A 25,629-nucleotide genomic window follows, 5' to 3' on the forward strand; every position below is an offset into this window, starting at 1 on the left:
ATCAACAATGTCGCCCTCAAACGTATCCTATCGGCAAGTGAGGTCAGGGAATGGCCATCTGGGGAAAGGGACTCAGGGCAAAATCCATCTGGGCGCTGTTGCTGGCCTGCGTTCTGGCCTTTATCCCGGCCGGAGGTATCGGCTGGCGGCTGCTGGCGGGGGTGCAGGAGCACTTCGGTCAGGCCTATGTCCAGAACTTTACCCAACTCAACCGCCAGAACATCTTGGTGCCCCTGTCCCGGGAGCTGGCCCTGGCCCGGCGCTTCGCCGGTTCGGTGCCGACCCGCCGCTGGCTGCAGGACGAAGCCGATCCACAACGGCTGTCGCTGTTTACCGAGGAAAGCCGGGGATTCGCCGAGGATTTCAGCAGCCATTCCTTCTTCGTGGCGAGCCTGGGCTCGCTGCGCTACTACTTCCACGGCGAGGACAAGCCCTTCACCGGCGATCCCCAGTACCGGCTCGATCCTGCCGCCGCGGATGATGCCTGGTTCTTCCACCTGCTCGAGCGGGGCGAGAAGATCAACATCAACGTCAACCTGGATCGCCAACTGGGTATCACCCGGGTCTGGCTCAATGTGCTGGTGGGGGAGCCGGGCAACTGGCTCGGCATGGCCGGCACCGGTATCGACCTGACCGCCTTTATCGATAATTTCATCACCACCGGCGAGCCCGGCGTCACCCCCATGATCATCGACGGCGGCGGCGCCTTCCAGGCCCACCCGGATCGGCGCATGATCGCCCTGGGGTCGGCCGCCGGCGCCGGCGCCGGCCAGAGAACCCTGCCGGCCCTGCTGGCGGACAACGCCGAGCGGGAGCGACTGGCGGCCCTTATGGCCGCGGCGGCGGCCGAGCCGGAGCAGGTGAGCCTGGGCTGGTTTACGCTGGAGGGACAGCGCCAGCTGCTTGCCCTCAGCCATATTCCCGAACTCGGCTGGTATGTGGCCACGGCGGTGGATCTGGGCGCCGCCCGGGTACTGGACCAGGCCTGGATCAACGGCGCCGTGCTGGCGCTGGTGATCATGCTGGCGGTGTTGCTGCTGGGGCTGGCCTACGGTGTCGACCGCATGGTACTGCAACCCCTGCGTCGGCTGCAGGGATCCGCCTCGGCCATTGCCGAGGGGCGCTTCGATGTTTCCCTGCCGCCGCCCTCCGGCGACGAAATCGGCGACCTCAGCCGGGCCTTCGGTATCATGGCCGAGCAGGTGCGCAGCCACACCGAGGAGCTGGAGCAGAAGGTCCAGAGCCGCACCCGCGAGCTGGAGCTGGCCAACCAGCGCATGCGCCAGGCCCACCAGCAGATCAACGACTCCATCGACTATGCCAGCCTGATCCAGAAGGCGATACTGCCCGATCAGCAGCTGACCCAGGTGTTCGGTGAACACCACTTCGTGTTGTGGCATCCCCGGGATGTGGTGGGGGGCGACTTTTACCTGTTCCATCCGGGCGAGGAAGAACGCTTCCTGGTGGGAGTGGTGGACTGCGCCGGCCATGGTGTGCCGGGCGCACTGATGACCATGCTGGCGCGGGCGGCGCTGGACCACGCCATTCGCGAGCAGGGTATGGACTCGCCCGCAGCCATACTGCAACTGGCCGACACCACGCTGCGCGGCATGCTGCAGGATTGCGATCTGCCCCGGGGCCTGGCCACCAACATGGACGTAGGGCTGGCCATGGTGGATTCCCGGCGCGGGCGACTGGTGTTTGCCGGCGCCAAGATGTCCCTTTATTACAGTGACGGCGAGCGGGTGGAAGAGCGCAAGGGTTGCCGGCGTACCCTGCTCGACCGCCGCCCCGGGCATTTCGAAGACCAGGTGCTGGCCCTTGATGGCGATCACATCTATTACCTGGCGACCGACGGCTACCTGGATCAGGCCGGCGGCGCCAAGGGCTTCGGGCTCGGCAACAGCCGTTTTTGCGAGCTCCTGCTCAGCCATGCCCGGCTGCCGTTGCCCGAACAGGCTCAGGCGCTCAGGCAGGCGCTGGACGAATACCGGGGCAGTCACCCGCAACGGGACGACATCACCCTGCTGGCCTTCAGGACCCAGACGGGTTAACCAAGGACATTTCCATGCAAGCCATAGATTTACTGTCGATTCGCGAACAGTTCAACCAGAACCGGATACTGCTCTGTTTCAACGGACCCATTTCCCGTAGTCTTATCGAGGAAATCGGCAATGCCCTGCGCAACTACCTGCAGGCCGACAACGCCCAGCCCAGTGCGGCCATGGACGTGTTTGCCGTCTATATCGAGCTGACCCAGAATATCCGCCACTACGCCAGCCGGCTGGGCTATAGTGAGCGGGACGGCTCGGCCACTGTGGTGGTGGCCCGCCACGACGACGGCCACTACCTGGTGATGGCCGGCAACCTGGTTGAGCAGGACGACGGCGAGGCCCTGTGCCGGCGGCTCGAGGCGCTGGCGACGATGGACAAGGCGATGTTGAAAACGGCCTACAAGACCCAATTGCGCCAGCCCCGAAGCGAGGCGGAACACAGTGGCGCCGGCCTGGGGCTGTTGGACGTGGCGCGCAAATCCGCCCGGCCGATGACGGCCAAACTGGTGCCGACGGGGGACGGGCGGAGTTTCTTCAGTATATTGGCGGTGATATGAGCGTGATTCCGGAACTGGCGATGAACACCTTGGCGATAACGGCTACCCGGGCGACTCCCGAGATCCTGTGCAACCCGGCCACCGGCGTGGTCAGCATGCAGGGGGATTCCTATCCGGAAAACTCCTTTGAATTTTTCAACGACGTCATCGGCTGGGTCGAGCAGTACCTGCAGCAGAGCACCCGGCCGCTGCGCCTGGAATTGCGCCTTATCTATATGAACACCAGCAGCGTCAAGGCGATGATGGATATCTTCGACCTGCTGGAGTCGGCGTTCGGCAGCGGGCGCGAGGTGCGGGTACAGTGGTTCTACGATCCGGAGAACGAACGGGTGGTGGAGCTGGCGGAGGAGTTCCGGGAAGACTGCAGCTTCCCCTTTGATGTGCTGCCCCATGACTGAGATCCCGGGCGACGACGAACTCGACCGGCTGCTCGATGCCGCCGAGCACAGGGACAATCCCCTGCGCCCGCTGCTGGCGGCCCTGGTCGAACGGGACCGGGAACAGCGGGCGCGGCTTGAGCGGCTGCTGCGTATTTCCGACTGCAGCTACGGCATGGCGTTGTCCCAGACCCAGAGCCTGTTGCAGCAGTACGACCGTCAATTGCGCCGGCTGGAGAAGATCACCCGCATTTCCGATCGCTACCAACGCAACCTGCTCGAACTCAACGACCGTCTGCGCCAGGCGGCGCTCAAGGATCCGCTCACCGGCCTGGCCAACCGCCGGTTGCTGATGGAGCGGCTGCGCGAGGAGCAGGAACGCTGCCAGAGGGGCCAGGCGCCGTTCAGCCTGGCGATGCTGGACGTGGACTACTTCAAGCGCATCAACGACCGCCACGGCCATGATGTGGGCGACCGGGTGCTTTGCCTGCTGGCGCAGACCATAGACGAGCAGCTGCGCGGCTACGATCTTTGCGCCCGCTGGGGCGGCGAGGAATTCATGCTGTTGCTGCCCGGGACCGACATTGCCCAGGCCCGCAGGCTGAGCGAAAGGATCATGGCCCGGGTGCGGGAACTCCGGCTGCCCGACTTGGGCCAGCATGCCCGGCTGACGGTGAGCGTCGGCCTGGCCATCCATCGCTCCGGCGAAGCGGTAGACCAGACCATAGGCCGTGCCGATAGCGAACTGCTGCAGGCCAAGCGCCAGGGCCGTGACCGGCTGATGGTCGCCACCCTCTGAGACGGAGCCGAATACGGATGGCAACCCGATTAGGATCGGCGGATTTTATCGACATGCCCTGGAAAAACGGCGGCGGCACCACCCGGGAACTGTACCGGCTGCCCGCCGAGGGTGATCTCGAGCTGCGGGTCTCCATGGCCCGGGTGGGACAGAGTGGCCCCTTTTCCTTCTTTCCCGGCATCGATCGCACCCTGATGCTGGTGGACGGCGACGGTTTCGAACTGGAGATGGCCGGCGAACGGCGGCGGATGACGCAACCCTTTGTCCCCCTGCACTTCAACGGCGAGACGGCGGTGGACTGCCGGCTGCTGGGCGGTACCTGCCTGGACTTCAATGTGATGATCGCCCGCCGCTGGGGAAGGGCCGAAACGGAGGTGCACCGCCTGGCGCCCGGCCAGCGCTACCGCAGCGAGCACCCCCGGGCCCGCCTGCTGTACCGGCATGCCGACGTGCCCGAGCTCTGGCTGCTGGCGCCGGGGGAAGCCCTGGCACTGACGGCCGGGGAGCGAGCCGAGGTGCTGGTGGACATCACCCTTTATCCCCTTGACGGAGCCTGAACCATGCTGCCCTATATTGAACGAGAGACTGGCCCCGGGCCCGACGCCTGCGTGATCTGGCTGCACGGCCTGGGTGCCGACGGCCACGATTTTGTGCCCATAGTGCCCGAGCTGAGGTTACCACCCGAATTGCGGGTGCGTTTTGTCTTTCCCCATGCGCCGGCCATGCCGGTGACCGTCAACGGCGGCCATGTCATGCCGGCCTGGTACGACATTCTGTCCCTGGAGATAGAGCGCAAGGTGGACGAGACCCAGCTCAGGGCCTCGGCCGAGGCGGTGCAGGCCTTGATTGAGCAACAACTCGGGCAGGGCATCGATAGCCGCCGTATCGTACTGGCCGGCTTTTCCCAGGGCGGCGCCGTGGCCTACGAGGCGGCGCTGAGTTTCGACCGGCCCCTGGGCGGCCTTATCGCCATGTCGACCTATTTCGCCACCGCGGCCAGCCTGAAACTCCATGATGCCAACCGGCACCTGCCGGTGCAGGTATTGCACGGCAGCCGGGATCCGGTGGTGCCCGAGCTGCTGGGGCAGAAAGCCTGCCGCGCACTGGAGCGGCTCGGGCTCTTGCCCGAATATCACAACTACCCCATGGAGCACAGCGTCTGCGCCGCCGAGATCCGCGATATTTCCCGTTTTTTGTGCCGTTGTCTGGCACCTGACCAAGAGTAATAAAAGGTAAGTGAATGAACATCAACGAATTGCAGCAAAAGCTCGAACAGGCCCCCGAAACAATCGAATTCGCCGAGGTGATCGCCCTGGTCGACAGCCTCTATGACTTCACTCCCACCGCCTTCACCAATGGCGATCAGGAAAACCCGGCGGGGCAGAATAACGGCTCCTGCAAGCTGTTCGCCTTTGCCCGCCTGCAGGGCTTCAGCGAAGAAGAAACCCTGGCCTGCTTCGGCGCCTTCTACCGGGACGACGTGCTCGGCCACCCCGATGGCCGGGACCACCAGAATATCCGCAACTTCATGAAAACCGGCTGGATCGGCATCGAGTTCACCGCTCAGCCGCTCAGCCCCAAAGCCTGAATCCGGCCCAGGGCAGCCCTGTTCACTTCCACCTGGTGCGGTACCAGGCCAGCAGATTGCGGCCTCGGTAGCTGAGCAGGGCCAGCAGGATCAGCAGGCAGCCTGCGATTTTCTGGGGCGGCATCGGCTCGTGATACCAGAATACGCTGAGCAGTATCGTCCACACCGGCTCCAGCATCATGATGACGGCGGCATTGGCCAGGTTGCTCAGTTTCTGGCCCGAGGTCTGGAAGGCAAAGCGCAGCGAGGTGGCCAGCAGCACGCTGGCGGCAAACCAGCCCCAGGTCTGGGGCGGTATCTGCGCCGGCCATTGTTCGAACAGGCCCGAATACACCAGGTTCATCAGACCGGTCACCGCCAGCTGAATGCAGGTCAGCGCCACCGGCGGAATACGCCGGGCAAAGCGGCTGTTGAGGTTAAAATAGAGCGCCATCGACAACGAGGCCAGCAGGAACAGCAACTGGCCGAGGGACAGGCTGAGGCCGCTGCCCATGGTGAGCAGGAAGAGGCCGGCCATGGCGATGGGCAGGGCGGTCCAGAAGGGCCGGCCTGGCCTTTCCCTGAACAGCAGCCAGGCCAGCAGCGGTACCATCAGCATCGACAGGCTCATGATAAAGGCGCCCTCGCCGATGCCTTCGCTGTGGGACACCGCCTGGATCCAGAACAGCAGGTTGAGGCCCATGACACAGCCCACGGCGGCGGCCCTGAGCAGGTTGACCAGGGGCAACTCGCGCAACTGCCGCCAGCAGAAGGGCAGCAGCAGCAGGGCGGCGAGCAGGAAACGCCAGCCCACAAAGCCGGCGGCGGGCAGGCCCTGGATTGCCTCCTTGGAAAACAGCCAGCCTGCGGATGCCAGCAGGGTGGCAGCCAGCAGAAAAAGATCACCTCGCCGTTCCGGCAACATAGTCCATACCCCGATACAGAAAGCCACCGGCGATGGTAACTGCCAAAAAGGGGTCGGAGTCAATTAATAATTGACTCCGACCCCTTTTTTGGCGGCTCAGAAGACGACGCAGGGATGGTGGCGGGCCATGATGGACTGGAGGCGAGCCATCCGCCCAGCGCTGGGCGGCGCCAGCCCTGCCAGCGGATAGGCCTGGCCGAAGCTGGCCCATTTGTGGCTGCCCAGATTGTGGTAGGGCAGCAGCTCCACCTTTTCTACCGCCGGACCCAGGCTGGCGATAAAGCGGCCCAGGGCGTCGATGTCGGCCTCGTCGTCGCTCCAGCCCGGCACCACCACGTGACGGATCCACATGGCCTGGCCCCGTTCGGCCAGGTAGCGGGCCAGCGCCAGGGCGAAGCGGTTGCTGACCTGGGTCAGCGGGATATGCTGCTCGTCGCGGATATGCTTGAGATCGAGCAGCACCAGATCGGTGCTGTCGAGCAGCCGGTCGAGGGCGGCGTCGTGATGGTGCACGAAGCCGTTGGTGTCCAGGCAGGTGTGCAGGCCCTCGGCCTGACAGGCTTCGAACAGCTCGGTGACAAAGGGCATCTGCAGCAGGGGTTCGCCGCCGGACACGGTAATGCCGCCGCCGGAGGCCTGCATAAAGGGCCGGTAGCTGAGCAGCTCCGGCATCAGCTCGGCCACCGTCACCTCGCGGCCGGCGTCGGTGTCCCAGCTGTCCCGGTTGTGGCAGTACAGGCAGCGCATCAGGCAGCCCTGCATAAACACCAGGAAGCGGATGCCGGGGCCGTCGACGGTGGCGCAGCTTTCGGTGGAGTGGATTCGTCCGCTAATGGCCATGGTTCCTCCCCAGGAGTGTCGGTGCCATGCCCAAATGCCGAGTTCAGGATGTTCGGCATGGCCTGCCATTAAAGAGAAAGCCGCTCCCTTTGGCCTTCTGATTTGACTTGGGTGTTGTCTGTTTGAGACCGCCTGGAGAATGGCTGACAGTCTGTTACTGATATAACTGTAGTCCCCAGTCCCCAGTCCCCAGTCCCCAGTCCCCAGTCCCCGTCTTTTACATCGACTCGGTAAAGGTCCGGGTGATCACATCCCGTTGCTGCTCGGGGGTCAGGGCGTTGAAGCGCACCGCGTAGCCCGACACCCTGATGGTCAGCTGGGGGTACTTGTCCGGATGCTCGATGGCGTCGAGCAGCATCTCCCGGTTCATCACGTTGACGTTGAGGTGCTGGCCGCCCTCGCGTCCGGCCTGGTGATGGAAGTAACCGTCCATCAGCGCCGCCAGGTTGCGCTGCCGGCCCCCTTCATCCTTGCCCAGCGCCTTCGGCACTATGGAGAAGGTGTAGGAGATACCGTCCTTGGCGTGGCTGAAGGGCAGCTTGGCCACCGAGGTCAGCGACGCCAGGGCGCCTTTTTCATCCCGGCCGTGCATGGGGTTGGCACCGGGGCCGAAGGGCTCGCCGGCGCGGCGGCCGTCCGGGGTGTTGCCGGTTTTCTTGCCGTACACCACGTTGGAGGTGATAGTCAGCACCGACTGGGTCGGAATGGCATCCCGGTAGCAGGGATGGGCCTTGATCTTGTCCATGAAACGGCGCACCAGATCGCAGGCGATGTCGTCCACCCGGTCGTCGTTGTTGCCGAATTTGGGGAAGTCACCCTCTATCTCGAAGTCCACCGCCAGTCCGGACTCGTCGCGCACCGGTTTCACCCTGGCGTACTTGATGGCACTCAGGGAGTCGGCGGTTACCGACAGCCCGGCGATACCGCAGGCCATGGTGCGCACCACGTCCTTGTCGTGGAACGCCATCTGGATGGCCTCGTAGGCATACTTGTCGTGGCTGTAGTGGATCACGTTGAGGGCGGTCACGTACTGGGTGGCCAGCCAGTCCATCAGGCTGTCGAGGCGGCTCATCACCTGCTCATAATCCAGCACCTCGCCCTTGAGCGGCTCGGCCCTGGGGCCGACCTGGATGTGCAGCTTCTCGTCCACGCCGCCGTTGATGGCGTAGAGCAGGGTCTTGGCCAGGTTGGCGCGGGCACCGAAGAACTGCATCTGCTTGCCCACCACCATGGGCGACACGCAGCAGGCGATGGCGTAGTCGTCGGAGTCGAAGTCCGCGCGCATCAGATCGTCGTTCTCGTACTGGATGGCGGAGGTGTCGATAGAGACCTGGGCCACATAGTCCTTGAACGCCCGGGGCAGTTGCTCGGACCAGAGCACGGTCAGGTTCGGCTCCGGGCTCGGGCCCATGTTGTACAGGCTGTGCAGGTAGCGGAAGCTGGTCTTGGTGACCAGGGGGCGGCCGTCCAGGCCCATGCCGGCCAGGGACTCGGTGGCCCAGATGGGATCGCCCGAAAACAGCTCGTCGTACTCGGGGGTACGCAGGAAGCGCACCATGCGCAGCTTCATGATGAAGTGATCCACCAGCTCCTGGGCCTGATCCTCGGTAATGGCGCCTTCTCGCAGATCCCGCTCGATATACACATCGAGGAAGGTGGAAGTGCGACCCAGGGACATGGCGGCGCCGTTCTGGGACTTGATGGCGGCCAGGTAGGCGAAGTAGAGCCACTGCACCGCTTCCCTGGCGGTGGCGGCGGGCCTGCCGATGTCAAAGCCGTAGCCGGCGGCCATGGTCTTGAGATCGGCCAGGGCGCGTACCTGCTCGGCCAGCTCTTCGCGCAGCTGCAGGGTACGGGAAAGATCGATACCCGCCTCCAGATCCGCCTGGGTGGCGACGAGCTGGGCCTTTTTGTCCTTGATCAGGAAGTCCACCCCGTAGAGGGCGCAGCGGCGGTAGTCGCCGATGATACGGCCACGGCCATAGGCGTCGGGGAGGCCGGTGAGAATGCCGGACTTGCGGCAGTTGAGGATGTCCTGGGTGTAGAGGTCGAATACCGCCTGGTTGTGGGTCTTGCGGTAGTCGGTGAAGATTTTGCTCACCTGCGGGTCCAGCTCGCGGCCATAGGCCTGGCAGGAGGCCTCGACCATGCGCACGCCGCCATAGGGCAGGATGGCGCGCTTGAGCGGCGCCTCGGTCTGCAGGCCGACCACCCGCTCCAGCTCCCGGTCGATGTAGCCGGGGGCATGGGAGGTGATGGTGGACGGATTGTCGGTGTCGAAGTCGAGCGGGGCGTGGGTGCGGTTTTCCTCGGCGATGCCGTTCATCACCTGCTCCCACAGGGCCAGGGTGGCCGGGGTGGGGCCGGCCAGGAAACGGCCGTCACCCTCGTAGGGGCGGTAGTTGGCCTGGATGAAGTCGCGCACATTGACCTGCTGTTGCCAGCCGTTGCCGGCAAAACCGCGCCAGGCATGTTCGATGTTGTTGAGCTGTGCCATAAAACCTCCGCTGAACAGTGGGCGGCACCGCCGGGACCGGGGAGGGCGCCGCGCCGGATGCCTACAGACTACTGCCGAGGGGGTAGGCTGCCGTTGATCTGGATCAATCAGGAATTTTAATTTTGGTAATTTTACTACATTTTAGGCCTGGGCCAGGGTTATAGCCGGTAGGCGCCATGTTCGCTAGAGTCTTGTGACTGTACATTGTCAAGCGCATTGGCGGTCGCCGGAGCCGTAATATCGGATTGAGCCCAGTGGGCTATGATGGCGACAAGCAACGAAGATGCCATGGTGGCGACCCGGGTGCGCATCGGTGGCGGCCCCAGGCTTTTGTCAATCGCCGATTGTGCTAGAATGTGCGCACTTTTCTGCAAACAAGGATTCCCATGAAGGTAATCGAAGGGCTGATGGCCGCGCCCGAGGCCAGGGTGGCCATTGTGGTCGCCCGTTTCAACAGCTTTATCAACGACAGCCTGGTGGCCGGCGCCCTGGACGTGCTCAAGCGCCAGGGCCAGGTGCAGGACGACAATATCACCCTGGTCAAGGTACCGGGGGCGGTGGAAATCCCGCTGGTGTGCAAGAAGCTGGCCAAGGCAGGCAAGTACGACGCCATTATCGCCCTGGGTTGCGTCATCCGCGGCGGCACCTACCATTTTGACCTGGTGGCCAACGAAAACAGCAAGGGCATGGCCGGCGTCATGATGGAATTCGAAGTGCCCATCGCCTTTGGCGTGTTGACCACCGAAAACATCGAACAGGCCATCGAGCGCGCCGGCACCAAGGCGGGCAACAAGGGCGCGGAAGCGGCCCTCAGCGCACTGGAAATGATCAACGTCCTGCAGTTGCTGGATTAAGAGGAGTACTGCATTGAAACCGTCTGAACGCCGCAAGGCCCGTCGTCTCGCCACCCAGGCCATCTATCAGTGGCAAATGACCAAGGACAACGTGGCCGACATCGCCCAGCAGTTTGCGCTGGAGCAGGACACCAAGGGGGTGGATCTGGACTATTTCCGCGATCTGCTGTTTGGCGTTTCTGTTCATGCCGCCGAGCTGGATGGCGTCTTTTCTCCCTTCCTGTCCCGGCCACTGGCCGACCTGGACATGGTGGACAAGGCGGTGCTGCGGTTGGCCACTTACGAGCTGACCCGGCGTGAGGATGTGCCTTATCGGGTGGTGATCAACGAAGCCATCGAGCTGGCCAAGGCCTTTGCCGCCGAAGAGAGCCACAAGTTCGTCAACGGCGTGCTCGACAAGGTTGTCAAGCAGTTGAAAAAATAACGACAAGCATCGGGAAAAAGCCAGCAGCCGCTGGCTTTTCATTTTTCATGAACGAATTTGAAATAATAAAACACTATTTTACCGCCGACAGCGGCCGCAAGGACGTGCTGATGGGGCCGGGGGACGACTGCGCCCTGCTGCAGGTGCCGCCCCAGACCTGGTTGGCGGTGAGCACGGATACCCTGGTTGCCGGGGTGCACTTCTTCCCCGACATGGATCCGGTAGCCCTGGGCCACAAGGCCCTGGCGGTAAACCTGTCGGATCTGGCGGCCATGGGCGCCGATCCGCGCTGGGTCTCGCTGGCGCTGACCCTGCCGTCGGCCGATGAAGGCTGGATAAAAGGCTTTTGTGCCGGCTTCTTCGAACTGGCGGAATATTACAACGTGGCCCTGGTGGGCGGCGACATGACCAAAGGCCCCTTGTCCATCACGGTGACGGTGCACGGCACCCTGCCCGAGGGCAAGGGCCTGCGGCGCAGCGGTGCCCGGGCCGGGGACGGCATCTATGTCACCGGCACCCTGGGCGACGCGGCGCTGGGGCTGCAACAGCGGCTCGGGCAGGTGGCGGTGCCGGACGAGTACCTGGATTTTGTGCGTACCAAGTTTGAGCATCCCCATCCCCGCATCCTGGCCGGCCAGGCCCTGCGCGACATCGCCTCCAGCGCCCTGGATCTCTCCGACGGCCTGCTGGGGGATCTGGGCCACATTATGCGTGCCTCCGGAGTTCGTGCCCAGCTCGAGCTGGAGCAGTTGCCCCTGAGCGAGGCCATGCAGGCCGCGGTGCCGGCGGAGTCAGGCTGGGAGCTGGCCCTGACCGGCGGTGATGACTATGAGCTGTGCTTTACCGTGCCGGAAACCCATCGTGGCCTGCTGGATACCGCCCTGGCCCATTGCGGGGTCAAGTTTACCCGCGTCGGCCGTATCCTGGCCGGCGACCCTGGCGTGGAACTGCTGGCCGAGGGCAAGCCCTATCGGTTGCAGGCCCAGAGCTGGGATCATTTTCGGAGTGCCTGAATGAGAAAACCCGAGCTGGCGGCGCTCAGGCTGTCCAATCCGCTGCACCTGCTGGCCCTGGGCTTTGGCTCGGGGTTAAGCCCGGTGATGCCCGGCACCATGGGTACCCTGGCGGCCATTCCCCTTTACCTGCTGGTGCGGGGGCTGCCGCTGTGGGCCTATCTGGGTCTGCTGGTATTGGGCTTCCTGGCCGGCATCAAGATCTGCGAGGCGGCCACCCGGGCCATTGGCCGGCACGATCATGGCGCCATCGTGTGGGACGAGATCATCGGTTTCGGCATTACCATGATAGCGGCACCTGCGGGCTGGGGCTGGCTGGCGGCCGGCTTCGTGCTGTTCCGCTTCTTCGATATCGTCAAGCCCTGGCCCATCCGCTGGTTCGATCGCCGGGTGCACGGCGGTTTCGGCATCATGCTCGACGACGTTATCGCCGGCCTGTTCGCCCTGGCCTGCCTGCAGGGGCTGGCGGCCTTTTACTGACGCTACGGGGAAGGGCCGCGCCTTCCCCGTCCTCCTTTATTTTCCCCCTGGCCGTGGCATGCCGCTGTCGTATCGGCACCGTGCCGATGTCTAGAGTAAAGTTACTATTCTATTCTTGTCCGTCCTGGATTATCTTGATGTGAAATCGTAGTCATAAATTCTGCATTAATTGTCATGTTTGATATTTGTTACTGGATTTGTGAGCTGGCTCCGCATAACCGCAGTTCAGTTTGGACCCGGACGGGCTTACAATGCTTGCAAATGTTACTTTCTTGTTGCCGGGGTCCGGGTTGAAGGGTTGCCGCTCGGGGCTATAGTTAGGAAGCTCCCGTCGCCCAGGCCGGCACGGCCGGCGCAAGGATGCCGTATTGAGGGGAACTCCCCGCTTAAGGATGAACATGTCCCTGCTTGAAGTTAAGAACCTGCGGATTGAATATCCCTCCCGCCACGGCGTTATGGCCGCCGTCGACGAGCTGTCGTTCACCATCGAAAAAGGCGAAATCCTCGGCGTGGTCGGCGAGTCCGGCGCCGGCAAGTCGACCATCGGCAATGCCGTCATCGATCTGCTGAGCCCGCCCGGGCGCATCGCCAGCGGCGATGTCTACCTGGACGGGGAGAAAATTTCCGACCTGGCCCCCGCCGCCATCCGCGCCGTGCGCGGGCGTCGTATCGGTTTTATTTTCCAGGATCCCATGACCTCGCTCAATCCGCTGTTCACGGTGGAATACCAGATGGTCGAAACTCTGTTGGCCAACACCGGCATGAGCCGGGAGCAGGCCCGCCAGAAGGCGGTGTCGCTGCTCGATGCGGTGGGCATTCCCCAGCCCGAGCTGCGCATCAAACAGTATCCGCACCAGTTCTCCGGCGGCATGCGCCAGCGGGTGGTGATCGCCATCGCCCTGTCGTGCGATCCTGAGCTGATTATCGCCGACGAGCCCACCACGGCGCTGGATGTGTCCATCCAGGATCAGATCCTGACCCTGATCCGCACCCTGTGCAAGGAGCGCAACGTGGGCTGCATGCTGGTCACCCACGACATGGGCGTGGTGTCGAACGTAACCGACCGGGTGGCGGTGATGTACCGCGGCCGGCTGGTGGAAATCGGTCCCACCAGCAAGGTGCTGGGCAGCCCCGAGCATGCCTACACCCAGAGCCTGATCTCCGCCGTGCCCCGTTCCGATATCAAGCTGCGCCGTTTTCCGCTGGTGTCCTATATCGAGGATGCCAGGGAAATGGCGAGCCTGGACCTGAAAACCCACTGGCTGGGCCAGAGCCAGGATCAGCGCCAGTACCAGGGCGCCCTGCTCAGGGTGGAACACTGCAACCTGCGTTTTGTGACCAAGGATTCCTTTTTCCCTTCCCGGCGGGAATACCTGCAGGCCACCAACGACGTCAGCTTTGAGATTTTCGAGGGCGAAACCTTTGGCCTGGTGGGAGAGTCGGGCTCCGGCAAGTCCACCATCGCCCGGGCCATCACCGGCCTCTATCCGCCCGATACCGGCAAAATCTGGTTCGAGGGCATAGAGCTGACCGCCATCAGGAGCGAGCAGGAGCGCCGTCCCCTGCGCCGGCAGATGCAGATGGTGTTTCAAAACCCTTATTCCTCCCTCAACCCGCGCATGCGGGTGGAAGACATCATCGCCGAGCCGATCCGCTTCCACCGGCTGGCCGGGAGCGAGGCGCAGATCCGCGGCATTGTGGCGGATTTGCTCGACTACGTGGGGCTGGGCCGGGCGGCGGGGGTAAAGTTTCCCCACGAGTTCTCCGGCGGCCAGCGCCAGCGTATTTCCATCGCCCGGGCCCTGGCCACCCGACCCCGGCTGCTGATTTGCGACGAGCCCACCTCGGCGCTGGATGTCTCGGTACAGGCGCAAATTCTCAACCTGCTCAAGGATTTGCAGGATGAACTCAAGCTCACCATGCTGTTCATCAGCCACGATTTGCCGGTGATCCGGCAGATGTGCGACCGCATCGGGGTGATGAAAAAAGGCACCCTGGTGGAGGTGGCTCCGACCGAACAGCTGTTTACCCAAGCGGCGGATCCCTACAGCCGCTCGTTGATTTCCCTGATGCCCGAATTCAAGGGCATGTCCCGGAAAGGTCTGGATATTTCGGACGTGGCCGCTGGCCAAAACTCATCCCATCGACGGAGTGTTATATGAAAAAAGGACTCAATAAAGTCACCGCCGCGCTGCTTGCCGCCGGCTTTGCCTTCAGCCTGCAGGCGGCGGACATCACCATCGCCTATGACGCCGACCCGGTTTCCATGGACCCCCACGAGCAGTTGTCGGGAGCGACCCTGGAAATGTCGCACCTGATCTTCGATCCCCTGGTGCGCTGGACCAAGGATTTCGACTTCGAGCCCCGGCTGGCGGAGAAATGGGAGCGGATTGACGACGAAACCATGCGTTTCCACCTGCGCCAGGGCGTCAAGTTCCATAGCGGCAACGACTTCACCGCCGACGACGTGATCTGGACCTTCAACCGGCTGAAGGAATCCCCCGACTTCAAGGCCATTTTCGAACCCTTTGCCGAGGCCAGGAAGGTGGACGATCATACCGTCGATCTGGTGACCAAGGGACCCTATCCCCTGGTGCTCAATACCGTGACCTACCTGTTCCCGATGGATGCCAAGTTTTACAGCGGCACCACGGCGGACGGCAAGGACAAGGCGGAAGTGGTCAAGCACGGCAGTTCCTTCGCTTCCACCAACACCTCGGGCACCGGGCCGTTCAAGCTCAAGTTCCGCCAGCAGGGGGTCAAGGTGGAATATGAGCGCCATGCCGACTACTGGGACAAAAACTCGCCCGGCAACGTGGACCACATGACCCTGGTGCCGATCAAGGAAGACGCCACCCGGGTGGCGGCGCTGCTGGCCGGTGACGTGGATTTCATCAAACCGGTGTCGCCCAACGATCACGACAGGGTCAAGGCCGCCCAGGGCGTCAAGCTGGTGACCGAACCCGGCACCCGCATCATCACCTTCCAGATGAACCAGAACCGCTTTGAACCGTTCAAGGATGTGCGGGTGCGCCAGGCGGTGAACTACGCCATCAACCAGGAAGGCATCGTCCAGCGCATCATGCGCGGCTTCGCCACCACCGCCGGTCAGCAGCCGCCCGCCGGCTACCTGGGCCACAATCCCGAGCTCAAGCCCCAGTTCGATCTGGACAAGGCCAAGCAACTGATGGAAGAGGCCGGTTACCAGGACGGCTTCAAGATCAGCATGATCGCCCCCAACAACCGCTATGTGAACGACTTCCGCATCGCCGAGGCGGTGAAGGCGATGCTGGCGCGCATCAATATCGACGTGGATCTGAAGACCATGCCGGTGGCCCAGTACTGGCCGGAGTTTGACAAGTGCGCCGCCGACATGCTGATGATCGGCTGGCACTCCGACACCGAGGATACCGCCAACTTCTCCGAGTTCCTGACCATGACCCGCAACAGCGAAACCGGCCGGGGCCAGTATAACTGTGGTTACTACTCCAATCCGGAAGTGGACGGCCTGATCGAGTCCGCCAACCTGGAAACCGACACCGCCAAGCGGGAGGCGATGTTGCAGCGGGTGGAAAAAATCCTCTACGACGACGCCGCTTTCGTTCCCCTGCACTGGCAGAACCTGGCCTGGGGAGCACGCAACAACGTTCAGGCCGAGCCCGTCGTCAACGCCATGGACTTCCCCTATCTGGGCGACCTGGTGGTCGAATAAAACCGGGACTGGGGATTAGGGACTTGGGACTAGAACTTAACACCTAAGATCCTGAGTCGGGGTCTGGCAGGGGAGTCCCTTCCAGTCCCCAATCCCTGATCCCCAATCCCGAAGTTGGAACTTAAAACATGTTTACTTTTCTGCTTAAACGGGTATTCCAGGCCCTGGTGGTGATGTTTGTCATCAGCCTGGTGGCCTTTTCCATCCAGGACAACCTGGGCGACCCCCTGCGCGAGCTGGTGGGGCAATCGGTATCGGAAGAAGTGCGCCAGCAGATGCGCACCGAAATGGGGCTCAATGACCCTTTCATGATCAAATACGGCCGTTTTATCGGCAATGTGCTGCAAGGCGACTTCGGCACTTCCTATTTCTTCAAGCAGCCGACCATAGAGGTCATTTTCGAAAAACTGCCGGCGACCCTGGAGCTGGTATTTTGCGCCAGCCTGATCATCGTGGGCCTGAGCATCCCCCTTGGGGTGTATTCGGCGATCAAGCCGAGGTCCATCCTGTCCAAGGCGATTATGGGGGTGAGCATCATCGGTATTTCGGTACCCGTCTTCCTCACCGCCATCCTGCTGATGTATGTGTTTTCCATCGAACTGGGCTGGCTGCCCGCTTACGGCCGGGGTGAACTGACCAGCCCGCTCGGCTGGGAGTCGGGGCTGTTCAACTGGCAGGGCCTGCGCAACCTGATTTTGCCGAGCATCGCCTTGTCGTCGATCATGCTGCCGCTGTTCATCCGCCTGGTACGTTCCGAAATGCTGGAGCAGCTCAGCGCCGAATACGTCAAGTTCGCCTGGGCCAAGGGCCTGGACAAGTACCGTATCTGGTTTATCCACGCCCTGAAAAACACCCTGCTGCCGCTGATCACCGTAGGCGGAGTGCAGATCGGCACCATGGTGGCCTACACCATCCTCACCGAAACCGTGTTCCAGTGGCCGGGCATCGGCCTGTTGTTCCTCGAGGCCATTACCCGGGTAGACACGCCGCTGATCACCACCTACGTGATTTTCGTGGGCTTTATCTTCGTGGTCACCAACACCATCGTCGATCTGATCTACGGCCTGGTGAACCCCACCGTCAACCTGGCCGCCAAGGGATAAACCACCATGAGCACAGAACTCAATCTCGGCCGCTGGGCCCGTTTCCGGCAATCGGACTTCCTGTATCATTTCCTGCGCGACAAGGTCGCCATGGTCAGCTTCGCGGTGTTCGTGGCGCTGGCGGCGGCGGCCTTTCTGTCGCCGCTCATCGCCCCCCACAACCCCTATGATCTGGCCACCATCGACATCCTCGACTCCGAGCTGCCCCCCAGCTGGCTGGACATGGGCGACGAGCGCTTTGTGCTCGGCACCGATGTGCAGGGGCGGGACATTCTCAGCACCATCCTCTACGGCTCCCGGGTATCGCTGATGATCGGCCTGGGTGCAGTGGCGCTGCAGCTGCTGATCGGCATAGTGGTGGGGTTGTCCGCCGGCTACTTCGGCGGGCGCATCGACAACTTCCTGATGCGCATTGCCGATGTGCAGCTGTCGTTTTCCACCATGATGGTGGCCATCATCGTGTCGGCGGTATTTCAGGCCACCCTGGGCGCCGACTTCTACGCCCAGTACGCGGTGCTGATGCTGGTGGTGATCATCGGCCTGGCCGAATGGCCCCAGTATGCCCGCACCATTCGCGCCACCGTGCTGGCCGAGAAGAAGAAGGAATATGTGGAAGCGGCGCGGGTGATGGGTTTCAAATCCATGCGCATCATGTTCCGCCATATATTGCCCAACTGCCTGTCGCCGATACTGGTGATCTCCACGGTGCAGGTGGCCAACGCCATCATGAGCGAGGCGGCGCTGTCCTTCCTCGGCCTCGGCATGCCGGTGGACAAGCCGTCCCTGGGGTCGCTGATCAGCATGGGCTTCAGCTACATCTTCTCCGGTTCCTGGTGGATCACCGCCTTCCCCGGCATCTACCTGGTGGTGCTGGTGCTGGTGATCAACCTGCTGGGCGACTGGCTGCGGGATGTGTTCAACCCCAAGGTTTATAAGGGATAACTCACGGCCGCAGAGCGTTCAGCGTTAAATGGCTGTTCCGAATAGTAGATCACCGTCGGCGGCGACTGGGTTCTGCCAAGCAGACCCTCCGCGCCAGGGCCGGAAAATGCTTGCCGTTCCGGCATTCCCGCCATCCCTGGCGGTCAGAAGCGCGGCGGATCCCCCAGGGATGGGTTCACGGCGTGTCTGCGTGCGGGGCCCGAAATTCCTTCCGCAGACAATGGCGGTGGCGTTGCGCCGGCACCTGCAAGTACCCCTTGCCTGCGGCTGACAGCTTACGGCTCGGTGTGTTTATGGTTATGATCCTCATGCTTATTCGCCACACCCGGAGCCCGCCTTGCCTGCCACCCTGTGTTCGCTGTTTCCTGCCTCAGTGCGCCGGTCACTGGCCGGCGGCCTGATCCTGGCCGCCATGATGATGGTTGCCGCCGGCCTGCTGGGAGCGCCGCTGGCAACCCACTGGCCGGGGCTGGCGTACTGGTGCGCGGCGACCCTGCTGTGGCCGGGGCTGGCCCACCGCAACCGCACCCAGGCGCTGGTGTTGCTGCTGGTGGGCGGCGCTTGCCTGGCCTGGAGCGCGGGGCAGGGGGCCGAGGTGGATCCGGCGCGGCTGGTGGCCGGCAACAGCGGCCTGCTGTCCATGCTGGTGGCGGTGAGCTTTTTAAGCCTGGTCAGCCGGCCGCACACCGGGGATGAAGAACGCGCTCCCCAAGGCCGACGGGCGCTGGCGTCTACCCTGGCGGCGGTGCATCTGTTTGGCTCTGTGATCAACCTGTCGTCGGTGTTTATCATCGGCGACCGCCTGGCACGGCGCGGCAGCGTGACCCGGGAGCAGGCACTGGCGCTGATCCGCAGCTTTACCGCCGCCGCCTTCTGGTCGCCGTTTTTCGGCGCCATGGCGGTGTCCTTAAGCGTGGCGCCCGAGGCCAGGCTGCCCACCCTTTGGCTGGTGAGCATGCCCCTGGCGCTGTGCAGCCTGCTGCTGACCGGCTGGCAGCTTGGCCGCCGGCAAGCTCACGGTGAAAACGCCCCTGTGGCTGAGTTTACCGGCTATCCGCTGCAGGCCGGCGGTCTGCTGCTGCCGGGGCTGCTGGCGGCGGCGGTGCTGGCACTGCACCAGTGGCAGCCGCAGTTGTCCATTCTGGCGGTGATCACCCTGCTGGCCCCGGCGCTGACCCTGCTTATTCTTGCGATCAGACGGCAACGGCCGCTGGCGGCGGTGAGAGGACTGGTCAATGACCGGTTGCCGCAAATGGGCAACGAGCTGGCACTGTTCCTCGCCGCCGGGGTGCTGGGCTATGGCCTGGAAACCCTGTTTGCCAGCCTGGGCGGCAGCCTGCCGCTGACGCAGTTTGGCGCCCAGGAAGCCAGCGTGACCTATCTGGCCACCGTGCTGCTGGCGCTGCTCGGCATCCACCCCATTATCTGCATCTCCCTGGCGGGGGCGGTGCTGATGCCCCTTGCCCCCGACCACACCCTGCTGGCGCTGGTGTTTCTGTCGTCCTGGGCGGTGGGCACCGCCACCGGGCCGCTGTCGGGCATTAACCTGGCATTCCAGGGCCGCTACGGGCTGGACTCCTTTTCCATCATGCGCTGGAACCTGGGCTATGCGGCGGTGATGTCGGCGCTGGTGGTGGTCGGAATTTTTGTGCTGGCGGCGCTGACCGGGCTGGCGTAATGGCGGTGGCGGTGACACAATCGGGGGCGGCAAAACGGGCCGCAGAGGCTCTGCAGGAGATGACCGTGAAATTTATCTGGCTCAAGGTGTTGCTGACCGTGGCGATTTTCGCCGGCCTGTTCGGCTGGGTCTATTACAAGGTGGCCCACGGCGGCATTTGAATGCGGCAACCCGGTCATGCCGTTACAACGCGCGGTATTTGGCAGGTCGGAGTGCCGAGACAGTCTGCACAAAAAATATGCGACAACCCGGTCTGGCCATTTGCGCGCTGCCGGGTTCTACTGCATAATGTGCGCCTCAAAATCTGAGGTGCGGTGTGCTGGTACTCTTCGCATGCTCCGTCTACTTCTTCAATCAACCATATAAAGTTGCATCATGTCTGACTTATCTCATTACAGAAACATCGGTATTTTTGCTCACGTTGACGCGGGCAAGACCACCACTACCGAACGTATCCTCAAGCTGACCGGTAAAATCCACAAGGCAGGCGAGACCCACGACGGTGAGTCCACTACCGACTTCATGGAGCAGGAAGCCGAGCGGGGTATTACCATCCAGTCCGCAGCCGTCAGCTGCTTCTGGAAAGGTCACCGTTTCAACGTTATCGACACCCCCGGACACGTTGACTTCACCGTTGAAGTGTACCGTTCACTGAAAGTGCTGGACGGCGGTATCGGCGTATTCTGTGGTTCCGGCGGCGTTGAGCCCCAGTCCGAAACCAACTGGCGCTATGCCAACGAATCCGGCGTTGCCCGTCTGATCTTCGTGAACAAGCTGGACCGTATGGGTGCCGACTTCTTCCGCGTGGTTCAGCAGACCCGCGACGTGCTGGCCGCCAACCCGGTGATCATGGTGCTGCCCATCGGCCGCGAAGACGAGTTCAAGGGTGTGGTAGACCTGCTGACCCGCAAGGCCTACATCTGGGACAACTCCGGTGACCCCGAGAAGTACACCATCGAAGACGTGCCGGCCGACATGGTTGACCAGGTTGAAGAGTACCGCGAGCTGCTGGTAGAAAGTGCCGTAGAGCAGGACGACGACCTGATGGAAGCCTACATGGAAGGTGAAGAGCCCTCCATCGAGGACATCAAGCGCTGCATCCGCAAGGGTACCCGCACCATGGCCCTGTTCCCGGCCTACTGTGGTTCCGCGTTCAAGAACAAGGGCATGCAGCTGGTGCTGGACGCCGTGAACGACTACCTGCCGAGCCCGACCGAAGTTGATCCGCAGCCGCTGACCGACGAAGAAGGCAAGGAAACCGGTGAGTTCGCCATCGTTGACGCCGATGCCCCGCTGAAGGCGCTGGCATTCAAGATCATGGACGACCGTTTCGGCGCCCTGACCTTCGTGCGTATCTACTCCGGCCGCATCAAGAAGGGTGACACCATCCTCAACAGCGCCACCGGCAAAACCGAGCGTATCGGCCGCATGGTGGAAATGCATGCCGACCAGCGCAGCGAACTGGACTCCGCCCAGGCCGGCGACATCATCGCCATCATCGGCATGAAGAACGTGCAGACCGGTCACACCCTGTGTGACGTCAAGCACCCCTGCACCCTGGAAGCCATGGTGTTCCCCGAGCCGGTGATCTCCATCGCCGTTGCGCCGAAGGACAAAGGCGGTTCCGAGAAGATGGGCGTGGCCATCGGCAAGCTGGTTGCCGAAGACCCGACCTTCCGCGTTGAAACCGACGAAGACTCCGGTGAAACCATCCTCAAAGGCATGGGCGAACTGCACCTGGACATCAAGGTCGACATTCTCAAGCGTACCTACGGCGTTGAGCTGATTGTGGGTGAGCCCCAGGTGGCCTACCGCGAAACCATCACCGCCGAAGTGGAAGACAGCTACACCCACAAGAAGCAGTCTGGTGGTTCCGGCCAGTACGGTAAAATCGACTACGTTATCCGTCCGGGCGAAGCCAACACCGGCCTGGTGTTCAAGTCTTCCGTGGTGGGTGGTAACGTGCCGAAGGAATTCTGGCCCGCCATCGAAAAGGGTGTAGCCAGCATGATGAGCACCGGTCCCATCGCCGGCTTCCCGGTGCTGGACATCGAGTTCGAGCTGACCGACGGTGCCTACCACGCCGTTGACTCCTCCGCCATCGCGTTCGAAATCGCCGCTCGTGGCGCCTTCCGTCAGACTCTGCCGAAGGCCAAGCCCCAGCTGCTGGAGCCGATCATGAAGGTGGACGTGTTCACTCCGGAAGATCACGTGGGTGATGTTATCGGTGACCTGAACCGTCGTCGCGGCATGATCAAGGATCAGGTTGCCGGCGTGACCGGTGTACGCGTTAAGGCCGACGTACCCCTGTCCGAAATGTTCGGTTACATCGGCTCCCTGCGCACCATGACTTCTGGCCGTGGCCAGTTCTCCATGGAATTCTCTCACTACGCTGCCTGCCCCGCCAACGTGGCCGACAAGGTGGTTGAGAAGGTGAAAGAGCGCAAGGCCGCTGAAGCCAAGAAGTAAGCCCGGCTAACCCCGCTTACTTCCATAAAAACCGCTGCTTCGGCAGCGGTTTTTTTATGGGCGGAACAATCCGCGAACGCAATGGGAAGCAACAGCGCGGTTGCGCTCCGCTGACACGCTTCAAACCCATCTCTGGGGCGCTCGGCACATGCCAGCCCTGGCATGTGACGGTCAGCTGCGGCAATCCCCGCTGTTGCTTCTGGGGCTACGAGCCGCCTGTTTACCGTCATTCCCGCACTTTCATGCGTCGCTCCTGCGAAGGCGGGAACGGCCCCAGACCCCGCCATTATTCAATACTCGCCACCAGAACGACAATGTCCATAGCCGCAACGCGGTTGAGGTGGTTATATCGGGCGGGGAGCAGATTGGCTTCGTGCCTGAAGAAGATGCTCAAGACTTGGCTCCGCTGCTTGATTCCGGCCACAAGTACACTGCACATGTAAAAAGATTGCTCACCGAAGGAAGGAGCCCAATTCCCGTGGTGTTCGCGTCCGTATATCGCGCCGATGCTGACCTTTCGTCTAAAAAGGGTTCCGCCACGAGTTCCCAGCAACCTGTGGGGAGTGTCCTGTTACGTATATTTGTCGTTTTGGTGGTGGTTGGGCTAATAATAAAAGCGTGCAGTTGATGCGCCAACGCGCACTCGGTGTTGTGGGTGTTCACAACCGGCTGGTATGCAGCGGGTAATCAGGCCATTGCCATTATTTATGGTCGTCAGCACGATTGAAGCTACATTTTAACCGCGCTGGCCTGTACCATTGCGGGTTTACTTCTGCACAGAGCGCTTTCACTTCATGTCCACCTTTCTCTCCGGCTTTGCCCTCAGCTTTTCCCTGATCCTGGCGATTGGCTCGCAAAATGCCTTTGTGCTCAAGCAGGGCATTAAACGCCATCATGTGTTTGTGGTGTGTGCGGTGTGTGCCCTGTCCGATGCACTGCTTATTTCCCTTGGCGTGGCGGGCTTTGGTGCCATGGTAAAGCAGTTTCCGGCCATTGAGACGGTGGCCCGTTACGCGGGTGCGGCCTTTTTGGCGGTGTATGCGCTGTTAAGCTTTAAATCGGCTTTTGGTAACAACCATGCCATGACGGCGGCGGGGGATGTCCAGCAATCGCTGCTTAAAACCGTGGCTATCTGTCTGGCCTTTACCTGGCTTAACCCCCATGTGTATCTGGATACGGTGGTGCTGCTGGGCTCCATTTCAACCCAGTATCAGGCTCAGGGGCTGTTTGCCCTGGGGGCCATGTCGGCCTCGCTGGTGTTCTTTTTCAGCCTGGGTTACGGCGCCCGGGTGCTGGCCCCGGTGTTCAGCCGGCCAAAGGCCTGGAAGGTGCTGGAGTTTGTGGTGGGGGTGATGATGGCGACCATAGCGGTCACGCTGGTGATGGAGGGCTAGGTGCCCCGTGTTAACGGGGCAAGGTGCTAATAGGCGGGCAGGTTGCCCGCGCTCCAAAGAACCTCAGCGGGCCAGATAGTCCTGTACCGCCTGGGTAATGCCGTCGGCATCCAGGCCCAGCTTGGCCCAAATCTGCTGCTGGCTGCCCTGCTCGATAAAGTAGTCGGGCAAGCCCAAATTCAGCACCGGCACCGGCTTTTTATGGCGCATCAGGCACTCGTTCACCGCCGAGCCGGCGCCGCCCATAATGGCGTTTTCTTCCACCGTCACCAGCAGCTCGTGCTCATCCGCCAGCGCCAGCACCAGGGCTTCGTCCAGGGGTTTCACAAAGCGCATGTCCACCAGGGTGGCATTCAAGGCCTCGGCGGCGGCTTCGGCGGCAGGCAGCAGGGTGCCAAAGTTGAGCAATGCGACGCGTTCGCCCTGGCGCAGGTGCCGGCCCTTGCCAAGCTCCAGGGCGGTCATGGTGGCGTCGATCTCCGCCCCCCGGCCGCTGCCGCGGGGGTAGCGCACGGCGGCGGGGCCGGGGTGCATATAGCCGGTGTAGAGCATTTGCCGGCATTCGTTTTCGTCCGCCGGGGTCATGATCACCATGTTGGGCACGGTGCGCATAAAGCTCAAGTCAAAGGCGCCCTGGTGAGTGGGGCCGTCGGCGCCCACAATGCCGGCGCGGTCGATGGCAAACAGCACGTCCAGGTTTTGCAGCGCCACATCGTGGATCAGCTGATCGTAGGCGCGCTGCAAAAAGGTGGAGTAAATGGCCACCACCGGCTTTTTGCCTTCAATGGCCAGGCCCGCGGCCAGGGTCACGGCATGCTGCTCGGCAATGGCCACGTCGAAGTAGCGTTTGGGAAATTCCCGGGAGAAGCGCACCAGGCCCGAGCCTTCGCGCATGGCCGGGGTAATGGCCATCAGCTTGTTGCAGTCGCGGGCCATATCGCACAGCCAGTTGCCGAAAATGGCGGAGAAACTGGGGCTGGCGGGGGCGCTTTTGGGCAGGCTGTTGGTGGCCGGATCGAATTTGGGCACACCGTGGTAGCCAATAGGGTCTTGTTCGGCAGGCAGGTAGCCCTTGCCCTTGCGGGTCATCACGTGCAGGAACTGGGGCCCCTTGAGCTTGCGCATGTTGCGCAGGGTGTCCACCAGGGTATTGATGTCGTGGCCGTCGATGGGGCCCACGTAGTTGAAGCCGAATTCCTCGAACAGGGTGCCGGGTACCACCATGCCTTTCAGGTGCTCTTCGGTGCGCCGGGCCAGCTCCTTCAGCGGCGGCAATATTTCCAGCGCCTTTTTGCCGCCCTCGCGCAAGGTGCTGTACAGCGAGCCGGACATGATGCGGGCCAGGTGGTTGTTGAGCGCGCCCACGTTCTCGGAAATGGACATTTCGTTGTCGTTCAGCACCACCAGCAGGTCTTTGTGCAGATCGCCGGCGTGGTTCAGGGCCTCAAAGGCCATGCCGGCGGTCAGGGCGCCGTCGCCGATCACCGCCACCACCTTGCGGTTCTGCTTTTCCTCGTCGGCGGCAATGGCCATGCCCAGCGCCGCGCCGATGCTGGTGCTGGAGTGGCCCACCGACAGGGTGTCGTATTCGCTTTCTTCCCGCCAGGGGAAGGGATGCAGGCCCTGGTACTGGCGGATGCTGCCCATGCGCTCGCGCCGGCCGGTGAGGATCTTGTGGGGGTAGGCCTGGTGGCCCACGTCCCACACCAGGCGGTCGAAGGGGGTCTTGTACACATAATGCAGCGCCACCGTCAGCTCCACCACGCCCAGCCCCGAGGCCAGGTGGCCGCTGCTGCGGCTGACCGAGTGCAGCAAATAGGATCTCAGCTCCTCGCACAGGGCGGGCAGCCTGTCCTGGGGCAGGCTGCGCAGCTCTTCCGGCAGGTTGGCCAGCGCCAGGGTCGGGTAATCGGCAATGTTCAGACTCATAGGCTTGTCGTTGTG

General features: G+C 62.6%; 23 protein-coding genes. 19 read left to right on the forward strand and 4 right to left on the reverse strand.

Going from position 1 to position 25,629, the window contains the following annotated elements; translation table 11 throughout:
- Positions 1–50: 50 nt before the first annotated feature.
- The 7 genes from siaA to C7I36_RS04925 are packed head-to-tail and all read left to right on the forward strand — an operon-like array spanning position 51 to position 5,375.
- A complete protein-coding gene (gene siaA, locus C7I36_RS04895; RefSeq protein WP_106452617.1) occupies positions 51–2,054 on the forward strand; it encodes a biofilm regulation protein phosphatase SiaA in 2,004 nt (667 codons plus the stop codon).
- A gap of 14 nt (positions 2,055–2,068) precedes the next feature.
- Complete coding sequence (gene siaB / locus C7I36_RS04900) at positions 2,069–2,611, forward strand: biofilm regulation protein kinase SiaB (protein WP_106452618.1); 543 nt, start codon at positions 2,069–2,071, stop codon at positions 2,609–2,611.
- Complete coding sequence (gene siaC, locus C7I36_RS04905; protein WP_281258129.1) at positions 2,608–3,009, forward strand: biofilm regulation phosphoprotein SiaC; 402 nt, start codon at positions 2,608–2,610, stop codon at positions 3,007–3,009. The genes siaB and siaC overlap by 4 nt, the downstream gene beginning before the upstream one ends.
- Positions 3,002–3,787, forward strand: coding sequence for a biofilm regulation diguanylate cyclase SiaD (gene siaD, locus C7I36_RS04910; RefSeq protein WP_106452619.1), 786 nt, complete (start codon positions 3,002–3,004; stop codon positions 3,785–3,787). The genes siaC and siaD overlap by 8 nt, the downstream gene beginning before the upstream one ends.
- 17 nt (positions 3,788–3,804) lie before the next feature.
- The gene (locus tag C7I36_RS04915) at positions 3,805–4,344 is read left to right on the forward strand and encodes a HutD/Ves family protein (RefSeq protein ID WP_106452620.1); all 540 of its coding nucleotides are present in this window, start codon (positions 3,805–3,807) and stop codon (positions 4,342–4,344) included.
- 3 nt (positions 4,345–4,347) lie between these two features.
- Positions 4,348–5,013, forward strand: coding sequence for an alpha/beta hydrolase (locus tag C7I36_RS04920; protein WP_106452621.1), 666 nt, complete (start codon positions 4,348–4,350; stop codon positions 5,011–5,013).
- 14 nt (positions 5,014–5,027) lie between these two features.
- Positions 5,028–5,375, forward strand: coding sequence for a HopJ type III effector protein (locus C7I36_RS04925; RefSeq protein WP_106452622.1), 348 nt, complete (start codon positions 5,028–5,030; stop codon positions 5,373–5,375).
- Positions 5,376–5,397: 22 nt separating this feature from the next.
- Here the strand turns inward: C7I36_RS04925 and C7I36_RS04930 are convergent, their stop codons facing one another.
- From C7I36_RS04930 to pflB, 3 genes are all read right to left on the reverse strand, one after another.
- Positions 5,398–6,279: a DMT family transporter gene (locus C7I36_RS04930; protein ID WP_106452623.1), complete on the reverse strand. Its 882-nt coding sequence runs from the start codon at positions 6,277–6,279 to the stop codon at positions 5,398–5,400.
- A 96-nt stretch (positions 6,280–6,375) separates the two neighbouring features.
- Positions 6,376–7,119, reverse strand: a complete 744-nt coding sequence (gene pflA, locus C7I36_RS04935; RefSeq protein WP_106452624.1) for a pyruvate formate lyase 1-activating protein — start codon at positions 7,117–7,119, stop codon at positions 6,376–6,378.
- Positions 7,120–7,336: 217 nt separating this feature from the next.
- Entirely contained in the window at positions 7,337–9,616 is a 2,280-nt protein-coding gene (gene pflB, locus C7I36_RS04940; protein WP_106452625.1) for a formate C-acetyltransferase, read from the reverse strand.
- A gap of 386 nt (positions 9,617–10,002) precedes the next feature.
- On the opposite strand from pflB, the gene ribH reads away from it, so the two are divergent.
- The 12 genes from ribH (at position 10,003) to C7I36_RS05000 (ending at position 23,685) form a co-directional block, all read left to right on the forward strand.
- The gene (ribH, locus tag C7I36_RS04945; RefSeq protein ID WP_106452626.1) at positions 10,003–10,470 is read left to right on the forward strand and encodes a 6,7-dimethyl-8-ribityllumazine synthase; all 468 of its coding nucleotides are present in this window, start codon (positions 10,003–10,005) and stop codon (positions 10,468–10,470) included.
- Positions 10,471–10,483: 13 nt separating this feature from the next.
- Positions 10,484–10,894, forward strand: coding sequence for a transcription antitermination factor NusB (gene nusB, locus C7I36_RS04950; RefSeq protein ID WP_106452627.1), 411 nt, complete (start codon positions 10,484–10,486; stop codon positions 10,892–10,894).
- 47 nt (positions 10,895–10,941) lie between these two features.
- Positions 10,942–11,907, forward strand: a complete 966-nt coding sequence (thiL, locus tag C7I36_RS04955; protein ID WP_106452628.1) for a thiamine-phosphate kinase — start codon at positions 10,942–10,944, stop codon at positions 11,905–11,907.
- Positions 11,908–12,387 (forward strand): phosphatidylglycerophosphatase A family protein, encoded by a 480-nt coding sequence (locus C7I36_RS04960; protein ID WP_106452629.1) that lies wholly within the window; start codon positions 11,908–11,910, stop codon positions 12,385–12,387. It begins immediately after the preceding gene.
- Between the two features lie 398 nt (positions 12,388–12,785).
- On the forward strand, positions 12,786–14,549 hold the full coding sequence (locus tag C7I36_RS04965) for a dipeptide ABC transporter ATP-binding protein (RefSeq protein ID WP_106452746.1): 1,764 nt from the start codon (positions 12,786–12,788) through the stop codon (positions 14,547–14,549).
- A complete protein-coding gene (locus C7I36_RS04970) occupies positions 14,546–16,099 on the forward strand; it encodes an ABC transporter substrate-binding protein (protein ID WP_106452630.1) in 1,554 nt (517 codons plus the stop codon). Before C7I36_RS04965 ends, C7I36_RS04970 begins: the two co-directional genes overlap by 4 nt.
- Before the next feature lie 128 nt (positions 16,100–16,227).
- Positions 16,228–17,202 (forward strand): ABC transporter permease, encoded by a 975-nt coding sequence (locus tag C7I36_RS04975; protein WP_106452631.1) that lies wholly within the window; start codon positions 16,228–16,230, stop codon positions 17,200–17,202.
- Positions 17,203–17,208: 6 nt separating this feature from the next.
- Entirely contained in the window at positions 17,209–18,144 is a 936-nt protein-coding gene (locus tag C7I36_RS04980) for an ABC transporter permease (RefSeq protein ID WP_106452632.1), read from the forward strand.
- Between the two features lie 337 nt (positions 18,145–18,481).
- On the forward strand, positions 18,482–19,822 hold the full coding sequence (locus C7I36_RS04985; RefSeq protein ID WP_106452633.1) for a hypothetical protein: 1,341 nt from the start codon (positions 18,482–18,484) through the stop codon (positions 19,820–19,822).
- Positions 19,823–20,197: 375 nt separating this feature from the next.
- Positions 20,198–22,291, forward strand: coding sequence for an elongation factor G (gene fusA, locus C7I36_RS04990; RefSeq protein WP_106452634.1), 2,094 nt, complete (start codon positions 20,198–20,200; stop codon positions 22,289–22,291).
- A gap of 148 nt (positions 22,292–22,439) precedes the next feature.
- Positions 22,440–22,919, forward strand: coding sequence for an HIRAN domain-containing protein (locus C7I36_RS17960; protein WP_146137308.1), 480 nt, complete (start codon positions 22,440–22,442; stop codon positions 22,917–22,919).
- Between the two features lie 166 nt (positions 22,920–23,085).
- Positions 23,086–23,685 (forward strand): LysE/ArgO family amino acid transporter, encoded by a 600-nt coding sequence (locus tag C7I36_RS05000; RefSeq protein ID WP_106452636.1) that lies wholly within the window; start codon positions 23,086–23,088, stop codon positions 23,683–23,685.
- A 63-nt stretch (positions 23,686–23,748) separates the two neighbouring features.
- Here the strand turns inward: C7I36_RS05000 and dxs are convergent, their stop codons facing one another.
- Entirely contained in the window at positions 23,749–25,614 is a 1,866-nt protein-coding gene (gene dxs, locus C7I36_RS05005; protein ID WP_106452637.1) for a 1-deoxy-D-xylulose-5-phosphate synthase, read from the reverse strand.
- Between the last annotated feature and the right edge of the window lie 15 nt (positions 25,615–25,629).

Origin of the sequence: Zobellella taiwanensis (assembly GCF_003012795.1) — a bacterium.
In the GTDB taxonomy this organism is placed as follows: Bacteria; Pseudomonadota; Gammaproteobacteria; order Enterobacterales; family Aeromonadaceae; genus Oceanimonas; species Oceanimonas taiwanensis.

What these genes read in the sequence shown, in the direction of transcription:
- siaA (WP_106452617.1), top strand. Translation starts at nt 51, where the DNA reads ATGGCCATCTGGGGAAAGGGACTCAGGGCAAAATCCATCTGGGCGCTG.
- siaB (WP_106452618.1), top strand. Translation starts at nt 2,069, where the DNA reads ATGCAAGCCATAGATTTACTGTCGATTCGCGAACAGTTCAACCAGAAC.
- siaC (WP_281258129.1), top strand. Translation starts at nt 2,608, where the DNA reads ATGAGCGTGATTCCGGAACTGGCGATGAACACCTTGGCGATAACGGCT.
- siaD (WP_106452619.1), top strand. Translation starts at nt 3,002, where the DNA reads ATGACTGAGATCCCGGGCGACGACGAACTCGACCGGCTGCTCGATGCC.
- C7I36_RS04915 (WP_106452620.1), top strand. Translation starts at nt 3,805, where the DNA reads ATGGCAACCCGATTAGGATCGGCGGATTTTATCGACATGCCCTGGAAA.
- C7I36_RS04920 (WP_106452621.1), top strand. Translation starts at nt 4,348, where the DNA reads ATGCTGCCCTATATTGAACGAGAGACTGGCCCCGGGCCCGACGCCTGC.
- C7I36_RS04925 (WP_106452622.1), top strand. Translation starts at nt 5,028, where the DNA reads ATGAACATCAACGAATTGCAGCAAAAGCTCGAACAGGCCCCCGAAACA.
- C7I36_RS04930 (WP_106452623.1), bottom strand. Translation starts at nt 6,279, where the DNA reads ATGTTGCCGGAACGGCGAGGTGATCTTTTTCTGCTGGCTGCCACCCTG.
- pflA (WP_106452624.1), bottom strand. Translation starts at nt 7,119, where the DNA reads ATGGCCATTAGCGGACGAATCCACTCCACCGAAAGCTGCGCCACCGTC.
- pflB (WP_106452625.1), bottom strand. Translation starts at nt 9,616, where the DNA reads ATGGCACAGCTCAACAACATCGAACATGCCTGGCGCGGTTTTGCCGGC.
- ribH (WP_106452626.1), top strand. Translation starts at nt 10,003, where the DNA reads ATGAAGGTAATCGAAGGGCTGATGGCCGCGCCCGAGGCCAGGGTGGCC.
- thiL (WP_106452628.1), top strand. Translation starts at nt 10,942, where the DNA reads ATGAACGAATTTGAAATAATAAAACACTATTTTACCGCCGACAGCGGC.
- C7I36_RS04960 (WP_106452629.1), top strand. Translation starts at nt 11,908, where the DNA reads ATGAGAAAACCCGAGCTGGCGGCGCTCAGGCTGTCCAATCCGCTGCAC.
- C7I36_RS04965 (WP_106452746.1), top strand. Translation starts at nt 12,786, where the DNA reads ATGTCCCTGCTTGAAGTTAAGAACCTGCGGATTGAATATCCCTCCCGC.
- C7I36_RS04970 (WP_106452630.1), top strand. Translation starts at nt 14,546, where the DNA reads ATGAAAAAAGGACTCAATAAAGTCACCGCCGCGCTGCTTGCCGCCGGC.
- C7I36_RS04975 (WP_106452631.1), top strand. Translation starts at nt 16,228, where the DNA reads ATGTTTACTTTTCTGCTTAAACGGGTATTCCAGGCCCTGGTGGTGATG.
- C7I36_RS04980 (WP_106452632.1), top strand. Translation starts at nt 17,209, where the DNA reads ATGAGCACAGAACTCAATCTCGGCCGCTGGGCCCGTTTCCGGCAATCG.
- fusA (WP_106452634.1), top strand. Translation starts at nt 20,198, where the DNA reads ATGTCTGACTTATCTCATTACAGAAACATCGGTATTTTTGCTCACGTT.
- C7I36_RS17960 (WP_146137308.1), top strand. Translation starts at nt 22,440, where the DNA reads ATGCCAGCCCTGGCATGTGACGGTCAGCTGCGGCAATCCCCGCTGTTG.
- C7I36_RS05000 (WP_106452636.1), top strand. Translation starts at nt 23,086, where the DNA reads ATGTCCACCTTTCTCTCCGGCTTTGCCCTCAGCTTTTCCCTGATCCTG.
- dxs (WP_106452637.1), bottom strand. Translation starts at nt 25,614, where the DNA reads ATGAGTCTGAACATTGCCGATTACCCGACCCTGGCGCTGGCCAACCTG.